General features: G+C 65.2%; 14 protein-coding genes and 1 tRNA gene. 11 read left to right on the top strand and 4 right to left on the bottom strand.

Going from position 1 to position 12,591, the window contains the following annotated elements:
• Both AC27VN_RS17990 and alaS read right to left on the bottom strand, forming a co-directional pair.
• On the bottom strand, positions 1-458 hold a 458-nt coding region (locus AC27VN_RS17990), incomplete at its 3' end, for a 2-dehydropantoate 2-reductase N-terminal domain-containing protein (RefSeq protein WP_490877391.1).
• Positions 459-474: 16 nt separating this feature from the next.
• Positions 475-3,099 carry an alanine--tRNA ligase gene (alaS, locus tag AC27VN_RS17985; protein ID WP_490877390.1) on the bottom strand — a complete coding sequence of 875 codons (2,625 nt, stop codon included), beginning with the start codon at positions 3,097-3,099 and terminating at the stop codon, positions 475-477.
• Between the two features lie 298 nt (positions 3,100-3,397).
• Here alaS and AC27VN_RS17980 point away from each other — a divergent pair, with 298 nt between their 5' ends.
• Both AC27VN_RS17980 and oxlT read left to right on the top strand, forming a co-directional pair.
• Positions 3,398-4,222 (top strand): ferritin-like domain-containing protein, encoded by an 825-nt coding sequence (locus tag AC27VN_RS17980; protein WP_093344573.1) that lies wholly within the window; start codon positions 3,398-3,400, stop codon positions 4,220-4,222.
• A gap of 211 nt (positions 4,223-4,433) precedes the next feature.
• Positions 4,434-5,762 carry an oxalate/formate MFS antiporter gene (gene oxlT, locus AC27VN_RS17975; RefSeq protein WP_093344576.1) on the top strand — a complete coding sequence of 443 codons (1,329 nt, stop codon included), beginning with the start codon at positions 4,434-4,436 and terminating at the stop codon, positions 5,760-5,762.
• A 63-nt stretch (positions 5,763-5,825) separates the two neighbouring features.
• On the opposite strand, the gene AC27VN_RS17970 is transcribed toward oxlT, so the two are convergent.
• Both AC27VN_RS17970 and AC27VN_RS17965 read right to left on the bottom strand, forming a co-directional pair.
• Positions 5,826-6,110, bottom strand: a complete 285-nt coding sequence (locus AC27VN_RS17970; RefSeq protein ID WP_490877389.1) for a hypothetical protein — start codon at positions 6,108-6,110, stop codon at positions 5,826-5,828.
• 299 nt (positions 6,111-6,409) lie between these two features.
• Positions 6,410-6,790, bottom strand: coding sequence for a VanZ family protein (locus tag AC27VN_RS17965; protein WP_490877388.1), 381 nt, complete (start codon positions 6,788-6,790; stop codon positions 6,410-6,412).
• 136 nt (positions 6,791-6,926) lie between these two features.
• Between AC27VN_RS17965 and AC27VN_RS17960 the strand changes: the two genes are divergently transcribed.
• From AC27VN_RS17960 to AC27VN_RS17920, 9 genes are all read left to right on the top strand, one after another.
• A complete protein-coding gene (locus tag AC27VN_RS17960) occupies positions 6,927-7,685 on the top strand; it encodes a hypothetical protein (protein WP_490877387.1) in 759 nt (252 codons plus the stop codon).
• 8 nt (positions 7,686-7,693) lie between these two features.
• On the top strand, positions 7,694-8,317 hold the full coding sequence (locus tag AC27VN_RS17955; protein ID WP_490877386.1) for an FMN-binding negative transcriptional regulator: 624 nt from the start codon (positions 7,694-7,696) through the stop codon (positions 8,315-8,317).
• Positions 8,318-8,422: 105 nt separating this feature from the next.
• Complete coding sequence (locus tag AC27VN_RS17950) at positions 8,423-9,565, top strand: FkbM family methyltransferase (RefSeq protein WP_490877385.1); 1,143 nt, start codon at positions 8,423-8,425, stop codon at positions 9,563-9,565.
• A 71-nt stretch (positions 9,566-9,636) separates the two neighbouring features.
• Positions 9,637-10,140 carry a thermonuclease family protein gene (locus AC27VN_RS17945; protein WP_490877384.1) on the top strand — a complete coding sequence of 168 codons (504 nt, stop codon included), beginning with the start codon at positions 9,637-9,639 and terminating at the stop codon, positions 10,138-10,140.
• A gap of 233 nt (positions 10,141-10,373) precedes the next feature.
• Positions 10,374-10,610: a hypothetical protein gene (locus AC27VN_RS17940; protein ID WP_490877383.1), complete on the top strand. Its 237-nt coding sequence runs from the start codon at positions 10,374-10,376 to the stop codon at positions 10,608-10,610.
• Between the two features lie 17 nt (positions 10,611-10,627).
• Positions 10,628-10,807, top strand: a complete 180-nt coding sequence (locus tag AC27VN_RS17935; RefSeq protein ID WP_490877382.1) for a hypothetical protein — start codon at positions 10,628-10,630, stop codon at positions 10,805-10,807.
• Between the two features lie 349 nt (positions 10,808-11,156).
• Positions 11,157-11,585, top strand: a complete 429-nt coding sequence (locus tag AC27VN_RS17930) for a hypothetical protein (RefSeq protein WP_208511947.1) — start codon at positions 11,157-11,159, stop codon at positions 11,583-11,585.
• Positions 11,586-11,719: 134 nt separating this feature from the next.
• A tRNA-Gly gene (locus AC27VN_RS17925) sits at positions 11,720-11,793 on the top strand.
• 139 nt (positions 11,794-11,932) lie between these two features.
• Positions 11,933-12,591: RsbRD N-terminal domain-containing protein (locus AC27VN_RS17920; RefSeq protein ID WP_490877381.1), on the top strand; the 659-nt coding region annotated here is incomplete at its 3' end.

Raw genomic sequence — 12,591 nt, 5'->3', positions numbered from 1 at the left:
CGGCCCGGCGTGCCGCGGTGGAAGGCACCGGGGCCGAGCTCGGCGACGTTGTAGGGCACCATCGCCGGCACCACGTTGAGCGTGGGACCGGCCTCGGACGCGACCGCCGCATTCGACACGCCGTTCTGCAGCGAGACCACCAGCGTGCCCGCGGGCAGCGCGAAGGCCAGCTCGGCCGCCGCCTCGGCGGTGGCGCCGCTCTTGACGCTGAGCAGCACCAGCGCGGGCTTGATGCCGCTGGGGACGCGGTCGATCAGGTGCAGGCCGGCGGCCGGCAATCGGTGGCTGCGGCCCTCGAGATCGGTCAGGGCCAGACCCTGCGCGGCCAGCGCCTGCAGGACGCGCGGACGACCGACGAAGGTGACCGGCACGCCGGCCGCCGCGAGGCTGCCGCCGACGAAGCAGCCGATGGTGCCCGCACCCATCACGAGGACTTCGCCGGGCACCGTGTCGTTCATCGCGAGGGCGCCGGAATCAGAGGCGTTCGCTCACCCAGGCCTGCACCGACTGCAGCGCCGCGGGCAGCGCCGCGGCATCGGTGCCGCCGGCCATCGCCAGGTCGGGCTTGCCGCCGCCCTTGCCGCCCACCTGCTGGGCCACGAAGTTGACCAGCTCGCCGGCCTTGACCTTGCCCATCGCGTCGGCCGTGACGCCGGCCGCGATCTGCACCTTGGCACCGTCGACCGCGGCCAGCACGATGGCGGCGCTCTTGAGCTTGTCCTTGAGCTTGTCCATGGTGTCGCGCAGCGTCTTGGCATCGGCGCCGTCGAGCTTGGCGGCCAGCACCTTCACGCCCTTGACCTCGATGGCCTGCGCCAGCAGCTCGTCGCCCTTGGAGGAAGCGAGCTTGCCCTTGAGCGAGCCGACCTCGCGCTCGAGCGCGCGGATCTGCTCGAGCACCTGGCCGAGGCGGCCCTGCAGTTCGGCGGCCGGCGCCTTGAGCGTGGCGGCCGCGCTGTGCACGGTGGATTCGAGGTCCTGCAGGTAGGCCAGCGCATTGGCGCCGGTGATGGCCTCGACGCGGCGCACGCCGGCGGCCACGCCGCCTTCGCTCACGATCTTGAACAGGCCGATGTCGCCGGTGCGCGTCACGTGCGTGCCGCCGCAGAGTTCGCGGCTCGAGCCGATGTCGAGCACGCGCACGGTCTCGCCGTACTTCTCGCCGAACAGCATCGTCGCGCCGGTCTTCTGGGCCGATTCCATGTCCATCACGCGCGCCTGCGTGGCCGCGTTGGCGAGGATCTCGGCATTCACGCGCTGCTCGATCTCGAGGATCTGCTCGCGCGTGACCGATGCGTTGTGCGCGAAGTCGAAGCGCGTCTTGTCGGCATCGACCAGCGAGCCCTTCTGCTGCACGTGGCCGCCGAGCACTTCGCGCAGTGCCTTGTGCATCAGGTGGGTGACCGAGTGGTTGCGCATGGTGGCGGCACGGCGCGCGCCGTCGACCGCGGCCTTGACGCTGTCGCCGACCTTGAGCGTGCCCTGGGTCTGCGTGCCGTGGTGGCCGTAGACGTCGGCCTTGATCTTGAGCGTGTCTTTGACACCAAATTGCACGCCTTCGGCCGAGATGAAGCCCTGGTCACCAATCTGACCGCCGCTCTCGGCGTAGAACGGAGTGGTGTCGAGCACCACGATGCCGGGTTGGCCTTCCTTGAGTTCCTGGACGGAGGAGCCTTCGAAGTACAAGGCGAGGACCTTCGCGCTTTCTTCCAGATGTTCGTAGCCAGTAAAGACATTGCCAGCACCGGTGTACTCAACCTTGCGCTCTTGTACCCAGTCTCCGCCTTCACGCGACTTCTTCCTCTGCTTCTCCATCTCTTCCCAGAAGCCCGCTTCATCCACGGACACGTTGCGCTCGCGACAGACGTCCTGAGTCAAATCCAACGGGAAGCCGAAGGTGTCATGCAAGGTGAAAGCCAACTCGCCTGAAAGCGTCGTCACACCTTGGTGCAGTTCACCCTCCAAGATCGCCATGCCGTTGGCAATGGTTCGGAAGAATCCCTCCTCCTCGGCCTTCAATGTCTCTGCGATCTTGGCTTCGTCAACCACCAGCTTGGGGTACGCCTCGCCCATCAACTTCACGAGGTCGGGCACCAGCTTGTGGAAGAACGGCTTCTTCTGCCCCAGCTTATAGCCATGGCGGATCGCGCGGCGGATGATGCGCCGCTGCACGTAGCCGCGGCCTTCGTTCGAGGGGATCACGCCATCGGCCACCAGGAAGGCGGTGGCGCGGATGTGGTCGGCGATCACCTTGAGCGAGTTGTTCGCGAGGTCCTTCTCGCCGGTCTCGCGCGCGGCGGCCTTGATCAGCGCGTCGAAGATGTCGATCTCGTAATTGCTGTGCACGTGCTGCAGGATCGCCGCCAGGCGTTCGAGGCCCATGCCGGTGTCGACGCAGGGCGCGGGCAGCTTGACGACGCTGCCGTCGGGCTGCATGTCGAACTGCATGAACACGTGGTTCCAGATCTCGATGAAGCGGTCGCCGTCTTCCTCGGGGCTGCCCGGGGGGCCGCCGGGGATGTGCGGGCCGTGGTCGTAGAAGATCTCGGAGCACGGGCCGCAGGGGCCGGTGTCGGCCATCATCCAGAAGTTGTCGGACTTGTACTTGCCGCCCTTGTTGTCGCCGATGCGGATCACGCGCTCGGGCGGCAGGCCGATCTCCTTGGTCCAGATGTCGAAGGCCTCGTCGTCCTCGTGGTAGACGGTGGCCAGCAGGCGCTCGGGCGGCAGCTTGAAGACCTGCGTGAGCAGCTCCCAGCCCCAGTGCAGCGATTCGCGCTTGAAGTAGTCGCCGAAGCTCCAGTTGCCCAGCATCTCGAAGAAGGTGTGGTGGCGCGCGGTGTAGCCCACGTTCTCGAGGTCGTTGTGCTTGCCGCCGGCGCGCAGGCAGGCCTGGACCGAGGCGGCGCGCACGTAGGGGCGCTTGTCTTCGCCGAGGAACACGTCCTTGAACTGCACCATGCCCGAGTTGGTGAACATCAGCGTCGGGTCGTTGCCCGGCACCAGCGGGCTCGAGGCCACCACCGTGTGCCCCTTGGAGGCGAAGAAATCGAGAAAGGTCTTGCGGATGTCCGCGACAGTGAATGTGGGCTGGCTCATCTTTGGATTCGTCTTCTGTCGAGGGCGGCGCGGCGATGGCGACCCTCATGTCGAACCCACTGCGGCGAACCGGCCTAACTGCTTGATTTGCTTGAACAATCGATTATAGGTTTGGCGCCCGCCGGGCGGCCCGGCCGGATGCAATCCCCCGTATCGACCCAGGCGCCCCCGGCGCGGCCCGCCCTGCACGCTCCCGGACACGGGGCTAATATGCGCCCTGACGCGAATCCGGCGACCGACGAGAACCAAAACCGGCCGGGCTCCTCCTATTCATCTGGACATGAATCAAGGAACACGCATGGCAAGCCACGAGGTGGAAGCGCACTGGACGATCGAAGACCTCGACTTCTCGCGCATCGCGCTCGACAGGGTGCGCTCCGACGAGAACCTCTTCTACCTGGTGGCCGCCGCCTCCTTCATCGAAAGCGGATCGGACCTCTACACCCACAACCTGGTCGATTTCTTTCGTGGCGATGAGGAAGTCACCGCCTGGCTCAGCACCCAGTGGGAACAGGAGGAGCTGCAGCATGGCAAGGCGCTGCGCGCCTACGTCGAGTACGTCTGGCCCGAGTTTCCCTGGGAGCAGGCCTACCGCGGCTTCCTCGAGGAGTACGCCACCTACTGCAAGGTCGAGCTGCTGGCGCCCACGCGCGGCCTCGAGATGAGCGCGCGCTGCGTGGTCGAGACCGGCACCGCCACCTACTACAAGGCCATGGCGCGCAGCACCGACGAGCCCGTGCTGCACGACCTCGCGACGCGCATCGCGACCGACGAGGTCAACCACTACAAGCACTTCTACCGCTTCTTCCGCCGCTACCGCGAGCAGGAGCGGCTGGGCCGCTTCCGCGTGCTCGGCACCATCGGCCGGCGCACGCTGGAGCTCAAGAGCGAGGACGCCGACTGCGCGATCCGCCACGTGGTGCGCGCGCGCTCGCCCGAGCGCGCCGACGATGCCGCCTACGTGCGCGGCCTCGGCGCCACCATGAACCGCACCATCCGCACCCACCTGAGCCCGGGCGCCACGCTCAAGATGCTGATGCGTCCGCTCGAGCTGCCCGCGCGCGTGCAGACGGTGGTGCAGTACCCGATCCAGCAGTTCATGCAGCACGTGTTCCTGCGCTGAAGCCAAGCGCATGCATGCGCGCGCGGCGATCCATTCACGACAGCGAATAAGGGAGAACGAGCATGCCGCCATCGGCATGAAATTGACGCACGTCAAGAGTTTTTGAGGCGAACGCTCCGACAGTGGAAACCGTTTCGGAAGCCCTCCACGCGAAGGCTCCGAGCACCTTCCATAACTACAGACTCGCCCAGAGACAAAGGACAGGTTCGTCATGACCACTCCCTCGCCCATCGCCGTCGAGAGCAGCAGCGCGCCGCGCTCCGCCTCGGCATCCACCCCCAACACCCGCAATCCCGCGACGCGCTGGATCCAGCTCTCGCTGGGCATCGTCTGCATGGCGATGATCGCCAACGTCCAGTACGGCTGGACCCTGTTCGTCGCGCCGATGGAGGCCAAGCACCACTGGGGGCTGGCCGCGATCCAGATCGCGTTCTCGGTCTTCGTCGTGGTCGAGACCTGGCTGGTGCCGATCGAAGGCTGGCTGGTCGATCGCTTCGGCCCGCGGCCGGTGATCGCCGGCGGCGCGATCCTCGCGGCCTGCGGCTGGATCATCAACGCCTACGCCGACAGCCTGCCGATGCTCTACGTCGCGGCCGTGGTGTCGGGCATCGGCGCCGGCTGCGTCTACGGCACCTGCGTGGGCAACGCGCTCAAGTGGTTCCCCGACCGCCGCGGCCTGGCCGCGGGCCTCACGGCCGCCGGCTTCGGTGCCGGCGCGGCGCTCACCGTGATCCCGATCGCCAACATGATCCAGACCTCGGGCTACGAGCACACCTTCCTGTACTTCGGCATCCTGCAGGGCGCCTGCATCTTCGTGATGGCGATGTTCATGGTGAAGCCCTTCGTGCCCAAGGGCGTGGTGGCGCAGACCCGCCTGGTGATGACCAAGGTCGACTACACACCGGCCGGCATGGTGAAGACACCCGTCTTCTGGCTCACCTACCTGCTGTTCGTGCTGGTGGCCGCGGGCGGCCTGATGGCCACGGCCGAGATCGGCCCGATCGCCAAGGACTACCACATCGACAAGCTGCCGATGCACTTCCTCGGCCTGTCGATGCCGCTGCTGACCATGACGCTGGCCATCGACAACCTCGCCAACGGCTTCACGCGGCCGCTGTGCGGCTTCGTGTCGGACAAGATCGGCCGCGAGAACACCATGCTGATCGTCTTCATCGGCGAGGGCCTGGCCCTGCTGGGGCTGCGCCAGTACGGCCACGAGCCGGTGGCCTTCATGACCTTCGCGGCGCTGGTGTTCCTGTTCTGGGGCGAGATCTACTCGATCTTCCCGGCGCTGGTGGCCGACACCTTCGGCATCAAGAACGCCGCCGGCAACGCCGGCACCATGTACACGGCCAAGGGCACCGCCTCGCTGTTCGTGCCGCTGGGCACCGTGCTGGCCGCGGGCGGCAACTGGGATCGCGTGTTCCTGCTGGTCGCGGTGGTGTCGATCGGCTCGGGCATCGCGGCCAAGCTGGTGCTGGCGCCGCTGCGCCGGCGCACCATCGAGGCCGCGAACGCGGCGGCCGCGGCGCGCAACTGAAGACGCTCCCGCCCCCAAGAAAAACGGCCGCATCAGCGGCCGTTCTGTCGTCTGCGGGCAGTGTCAGCTCGCCGAGGTCGCGCCGGCACGCCGGCTGGCATCGAGCGAGTAGAGCTGCGGCTGCGGACGCTCCTCGGACACCTTGGGCGTGTCCGCGCCGACGGGCTGCTGCGGCCGATAGAGCTCGCTCTCGAGGCGGCGCACCCGCTCGGCGTACATGCGCGCCAGCGCGCTGTGGTGCTCGGCGGCGGCCTGGTGCTCGATGCGCGCCATCTGCGCTTCCTCGAGCAGCGTGGCTGCGCGCTTCAGGTAGGCGGTCGGGCTCGAACGAAGGAAGTCGAACATCATGGATGCTCCTTTCGGATGTGATGCGATGGAGCCATCCTTCGCCGATGGGCGGCGGCGGTCTGTAGTCTCATGCGCCACGCGGGCGTAGACACGAGGAAATCGTTCACGGAATCGCGGCCGGATCCGCGCCGGATCGCCGCTGTCGCCCACGCGGCATGAAGGCAGGGAAAGTACCGACGTTGAACTTTTGTTTTCATCGGAAACTTCGCTCGAATCCTCCCTCCCCCTGAGCTACATGCTCACCTCACCCGCTTCGGCGGGTGTTTTTTTGGGGCCTTCGATCCGCGGCCCGCCCGGCCTCAGGCGCGCCGCCGCTGCCGACTCGCCAGGAAGGCGGCGACGGCCGCGCCGATCAGCAGCCCGATCGCGTCCGCCAGCAGGTCCTCGAACTCCGCCGAGCGATCGGGCGTGAAGGACTGCAGCACCTCGATCAATCCGCCATAGGCCAGCAGCGCGGGCAGCACGAAGCGCAGCCGCCCCGGCCACGACCAGCAGCCGAGCCCGCCGAGCGTCGCGAAAGCCAGCAGGTGGTTGGACTTGTCCCAGCCGGTACTCGGCATCGGCACGTTCTGGGGCAGCAGGCTCAGCACGAGCACGACGACCATCGTGATGGCCAACAGCCAGCGCCACTTGCGCGGGCCGGCGAGGGCCGCATGCGAAAAGATCTCCGGTCGGCTCACGCCATCTCCTGTAGCAAAGCCTTCGATTGTGCCGCCCGCGACCGATGCGGCTTGCCGCCGCGCGCAACGCACTTGCAGAATGGCCGTGCCCGCGCCAGCGTGCATTCGCCCCCATAAGAAAACGAGGAGACAACCGATGCTGAAACGGCTTCTGGCTTTGGCCATGCTCGCCACCGCGCTCGTGGGCTGCACCACCGCGCCCCCCGTTCCACCCAATGCCGGCAAGCTGCCAAAGGGCGCGAAGGTGGGCCTGCTCGTCAACATGCCGGCGCCCGCGCAGCACATGCACGTGGGCACCACCGTCTTCACCAACTTCGCGACGAACCACCAGTTTCCGTGGAACCCCACCTCGCGCACCTACGAGGTCTTCACGGCCGACCTCGAGCGCGCCGGCTTCCAGGTCGTGCGGCTCACGAGCTACGCCACCACCACCGTCAACGCGCTCGCGGTCTCGCAGAACGACGGCTGGCGCGCCAACCCGGCCCAGTCCTGGGCGACGCAGAAGCTCAAGGAGGAACAGATCGCGGCGGTCGTCGTGGTCGAGGGCAAGCGCACCCTGACGCGGATGGAATGCAGCGGCGGTCCCTGCGCCGAGAGCTACATGGCCAATTCGGGACTCTTCACCCGCAGCATGTTCGGCTCGACGCGCTATTCCGCCGTGCCCGCGATGGAGGCCAAGGTCTTCGCCCTCGCCCCGCCGATCGAGCTCTCGGCCTACGAGCCCTTGAAGACGCTGCAGGCGGGCCGCGTGCGGCAGCTCAAGGACTTCGCGGAACCGAAGGACTTCAACCAGTTGAGCAAGGCCGAGTTCCAGCCGGTGGTGACGGCGATTGACGCGCACATCGCCGCGATCTCGCGCGCGACGGTGCAGACGCTGGTCAGCGGTGCGAAGTAGCGCGGCGCATGCACGTCCAACCGCTGTTCGCCATGACCGGGCGCGAGGAGTTGCACCGGCTCATGCGCGACTACCCGCTCGCCACCGTCATCGTCGCCCGGTCGGGCAAGATGGACGCGAACCTGCTGCCCCTGCACCTCGCGGACCGCGGCGGGCATGGCCTGCTGTCGGGCCACGTGGCGCGAAGCCATTCGCTGTGGGCGGAGGATCCGAAAGAGACCGAAGTCACCGCCGTCTTCCAAAGCCCCAACGCCTACATTTCCCCGCGCTGGTACGTCAACGGACAGCGCAGCGGCCGCAATGCGCCGAGCTGGAACTACGTGGTGGTGCAGGCGCAAGGGCGGCTGCGATTCATCGACGACGCCGACTGGATGCGCACCCACCTTGCCGCGTTGACCGCGGCGCAGGAAGCGGGCCGGCCGCAGCCCTGGTCGATGGACGATGCATCGCCCGAATTCCTCAACGAGACGACACGGCGGCTCGTGGGCTTCGAGATCGAGATCCAGGCCTTGACCGGCAAGCGCTTTCTTTCCCAGCAGCGGACCGAGGCGGATCGGGAGAGCCTGGTGCGGAACCTTGAGGGGGAGGTGTCGTTGGGGGCGCGGGTGGTGGGTGGGCTCATCAGGCCGTAGCGGGATCTTCAATCGGGTATGGCACCATCGGCGGCCCAGGGAGCCCCAAGAAAACTGTCCCGATCTCGACGGTCAGAGGCATGGAGCCGTCGAGGCCGAGGCCCAGTGAAGACGCACCGCAAGTCTTCCCTCTCGATTCAATCATTCACCGCGATGAACGCCACAACGAAGCAAATCACGATTCGGCAGAACACCTACGACGTGGTGACCGATATCGACTACGGCGCCCGGATCGGCAGCCGCTTTGAACCCCATACGGTCGCGATCATGGAGGCACTGATCGATCCGGATTCACGCGTCATCGACATCGGCGCGAACATCGGCTTCACCAGCCTGGCCCTGGCGCAGATGTGCCCTGCCGGACGCGTCGCCGCGGTGGAGCCGGTACCCGCCACCTACGAACTTCTGAGCGCGAACATCCGGCTCGCCGCACTCGGCCATGTCTCGACGCACAACTTCGCCCTCGGCAAGGAACCGGGCGAGGTCGTGATGCAGGGCAATCCGGACGATCTTTCGGGATTCTTCGTTTCCGACGATCACTACGTCGTCAAGGCCGACCATCACCGCGAGGCCAAGGCACAGGTCCTGCGCCTCGACGATGCCTTGCCGCAGCTTGGCCTCGACCGCATCGACATGCTCAAGATCGATGTCGAGGGCTTCGAACTGGACGTTCTCGAGGGTGCCGGCGAGGCATTGGCCAGGTTTCGTCCGCGCGTGTTCATGGAAATGAACCATGTCGCGCTGAATCTCTGGCGTGGCATCGCCCTGCCGGAGTTCCGCAAGAGGCTGCTGAAGATTTTTCCTTTTGCCTACGCGATCGGCCCCGATCTGATCGCCGACCTGTCGGACGACTCGCAAAGCACCAAAGCGTTCTACGCCCATGTCTACGAAAGCCACAAGTTCACGGACCTCGTGTGCGGCTTCGACAAGGCAGACCTGGCACAGAGGCTGGCGTTGATTCCTGCCATCGCGCAGAAGAACGATCGCATCTTTGCTGAACAGGATGCCCGGTCCGAGGAGCAGTTCAAGCGCCTCCACGAGAGGCTGAAGGACGCCGAACAGGCAAGCAATGCCGCGCTGGCCGAATGCCATCGCTTGACCGAGGAACGCAACAGGGCCTTGTCCGATCGAGACCGTGCAGTGGCCGAACGCGATGCCCTCCGCGCCGAGATCAACGAAATGGTCTCTTCCAAGAGCTGGAAGTTGACTTCGCCGCTGCGCAATTTTCGGCGCACGCTGGGGATCTGAGGCGCGCTGCGCGCTTGGAGATGACTGCGAGCGCAATCAAGACGGACGGTCGACAAGCACCAGGTCGCGCGATGCTGCGCGCGCTCGTCCTGGCCGCCCTGCCCCTCTTGGCCAATGCCGGGCCCCGCACCTGCCTCGTCGTGGGCGTCAGCGACGGCGATACCCTCACCGCGCGATGCGGCGGCGCCGGCAGCCACGAGCGAATCAAGGTGTGCATTGCCGCCATCGACGCGCCCGAGAAAAACCAGCCGTTCTGGCAGCGTGCGAGGCAGGCCCTGAGCGAGCTTTGCCTTCGCGACATGGCGAAGGTCTACCGCCGCTCGACGGACCGCAACGGCCAGATCGTCCCGGACGTCGAGTGCCGGGACCAGGACGTCGCGCGGCACACGATCGCCGGTGGCTGGGCCTGGGTGTACGACGGCGCCACGGAACTCGGGGATGCGCCGCTGTACAAGGCACAGGACGTGGTGCGCGACGCCAGGCGGGGGCTTTGGAAGGACCCAACGGCGGTTGCGCCGTGGAAGTGGCGCAAGCAGCAGGGCGAGGCCCGCAAGCGCGGCCCGGCCCCGGGGTGACTGCTGCCCCGTTCCGACCTGCAGGCGCTGCCGCCTCACCAAACCTACGCCAAAAGCTACGCCGCCAAGGCAGACCTTCGACCCAAGCATCCTGCTTCATGAAGCAGGATGGTTAGCTCAATATGAGGTACGCGAGCTATTGCGACCTCTTGTTGACTCGCCGGACGGCTATCAAGGTCTGGACGGTCTTTTTAGAAGAATCCTGAAGCTAGACGCGATGCGCAATGGCGACCTTGAAAGCCATTCCCCTCTACGACGTCATTGTCGACATCGAACTTTCCTCAAAGACTTACAGGTGTTCGGAATCGATCGCCATCCACAAGACCAAGAAGGCATTCGAAGGTTTATCGAACATGGCTGCCGGCTATCCAATCAAGATCAACGGTACGCACGTTCTGATGAGCGATCCACACGTTCTAAAAATTCAGAAGGCGATCATTAGCAAAGCTGGCTCTATGGCTGCGCGATGAAATCGAAGCCTCATCAGATGAATCGAACTGACTTCGGCCTTTTCCTTCCGACAACGAAGGAAAAGCTAATCGTCGAGCAGTCAGCCAAGGATCTGTTCTGGGGCGCTCTCATCGTTGACGATGGCGCGTTGAAGGAGTGCGTCCTCGAAGTGATGAATTCTCTGAACACCTCCCTCTTCTGGGAAGATGACTTCTAGTCCGATCAAGATGCTCTCACTGAGGCGATCCGTTCACTCGACGACGATTCGATGTAATAGCTAGTCCGACCTCCGCCAACTTCACCTGCGATAGCTGCAAGCAATGTTCTCGGATAAGTCTTCCTCGGAAGCTACGAATTTTTGAAGAATTGTCCCGACGTGAAGATCAACGGCAACAACGATGGCGTTCCTTGCGAGCAGCAGTGGCGCAAGCCCCAACGACTGCGGCTATAGACGATCCGCAAGTTGAATCGCGGCTCAGCTCTAGATTTGAACTAGGGTTTTCCGTAGTCAGAAGTCGTCATCTCATGTAACAATGAGTTTCCACGCGTATTGCTACAAGGGATCCATGAGATTTATCGCCCTGACGGTCCTCGTACTAGGTTTGGCAGGTTGTGCCAGTCCACCACGCTCCTACTCTTTTCAGAACTCGCGGACGTACGACAAGAGCTATGACGAGGTATGGGAGAGCTTGATCGGCTTCTTTGCCTCTCGGAACATTCAGATCAAAAACATCGCGAAAGACAGCGGTGTTGTGTATGCGGAAACGGCCCAGTTCAATGAGACCATGGCCGATTGCGGTGATCCGGGCCTCTTCCAAGTCCTATCGAAGCGAGTGAACTTCAATGTGTTCGTCACGAGATCCGGCGCAACGCCGAAAGTGACCGTGAATGCCACCTATCAAGAGACTCGAAAGTTTGACCGAAACGTCGTAACGGTCGGCTGTAATTCGAAAGGTACCTTGGAGCGGATCATCCTCGCTGAAGTGGGACGATAAGCATGCGGTGCAGGACTTTGTCGTCGCAAGAGCCTGCCGATCGCTTCGAAGCTGTCGAGTGGTCATGGAAGCCATCCCATGCTCAACGACCGCCGCACGGCGGCCTCCAGACACACGCTAGAATCCGCCCCCACGCGGGTGTAGTTCAATGGTAGAACGGCAGCTTCCCAAGCTTCATACGAGGGTTCGATTCCCTTCACCCGCTCCAAACACCTGACCCCGGGCCGCGCAACGCGGCCCGTCGTGCTTCTGGCAAGCACTCTTGCGCCCCCTCTCCTCCCCGCCCGACACTGTCGGCCAGCCGCCATACGAGCGGCACGGCACGAAGAGATGGAGACAAATCCCGCATGGAGAACTCGCCCACGCCCGAGCGCATGAGCCTGCCCGCGATGGAACCGCTGTCGCCCGGGCTGCGCGGACTGGTCCGCGAACTGCGCCGCGACAGCCCGAACCTCTCGACGCATATGCTCGACACGCTGCGCGGCAGCATTCCCGAATACGGCGCGCTGGGCCAGGCGCTCGCGCATGACGTCTACCGCGTGGGCCTGCGCAACGCGGAGCTCTGGTACGACGCGCTGCTGATCCGCGACAAGCCGCACGACGACGACCTGCAATGGATCGGCCGCTTCAGCCAGCGCCGCCATGCACAGGCGCTCTCGCTGTCGGCGCTGCTGCAGGCCTACCGCACCGGCACGCGCGTCTACATGGACGCGCTGCTCGCGCACGTGCGGCCCCATCCGGCGCTGTGCGACGAGGTGCTGTTCCGCGTCTCGCCCTTCCTGCTGTACTACAGCGACCTGCTGAGCCGCACGGTGAGCGATGCCTACCTGGCCGAGCACACGCGCGAGATGCGATGGAAGGCACAGATGCAGGCCCGGCTCGCCGCGGCGGTGTTCGATCCGACCTGGGTCGGCGCCTTCGACGACGCGGCGCAGGCGCTGGGCATCCAGGCCGACCAGCCGCACGTGGCGCTGGCGCTGCGGCCGATGCCGCTCGAACCGACCAC

Source organism: Variovorax sp. 20P10.2.4 (assembly GCF_058244205.1).
This window is presented reverse-complemented; position numbering and strand designations above follow the sequence as displayed.

Coding starts and splice junctions, on each gene's coding strand:
- alaS (WP_490877390.1), bottom strand. CDS start 3,099: ATGAGCCAGCCCACATTCACTGTCGCGGACATCCGCAAGACCTTTCTC.
- AC27VN_RS17980 (WP_093344573.1), top strand. CDS start 3,398: ATGGCAAGCCACGAGGTGGAAGCGCACTGGACGATCGAAGACCTCGAC.
- oxlT (WP_093344576.1), top strand. CDS start 4,434: ATGACCACTCCCTCGCCCATCGCCGTCGAGAGCAGCAGCGCGCCGCGC.
- AC27VN_RS17970 (WP_490877389.1), bottom strand. CDS start 6,110: ATGATGTTCGACTTCCTTCGTTCGAGCCCGACCGCCTACCTGAAGCGC.
- AC27VN_RS17960 (WP_490877387.1), top strand. CDS start 6,927: ATGCTGAAACGGCTTCTGGCTTTGGCCATGCTCGCCACCGCGCTCGTG.
- AC27VN_RS17955 (WP_490877386.1), top strand. CDS start 7,694: ATGCACGTCCAACCGCTGTTCGCCATGACCGGGCGCGAGGAGTTGCAC.
- AC27VN_RS17945 (WP_490877384.1), top strand. CDS start 9,637: ATGCTGCGCGCGCTCGTCCTGGCCGCCCTGCCCCTCTTGGCCAATGCC.
- AC27VN_RS17935 (WP_490877382.1), top strand. CDS start 10,628: ATGAATCGAACTGACTTCGGCCTTTTCCTTCCGACAACGAAGGAAAAG.
- AC27VN_RS17930 (WP_208511947.1), top strand. CDS start 11,157: ATGAGATTTATCGCCCTGACGGTCCTCGTACTAGGTTTGGCAGGTTGT.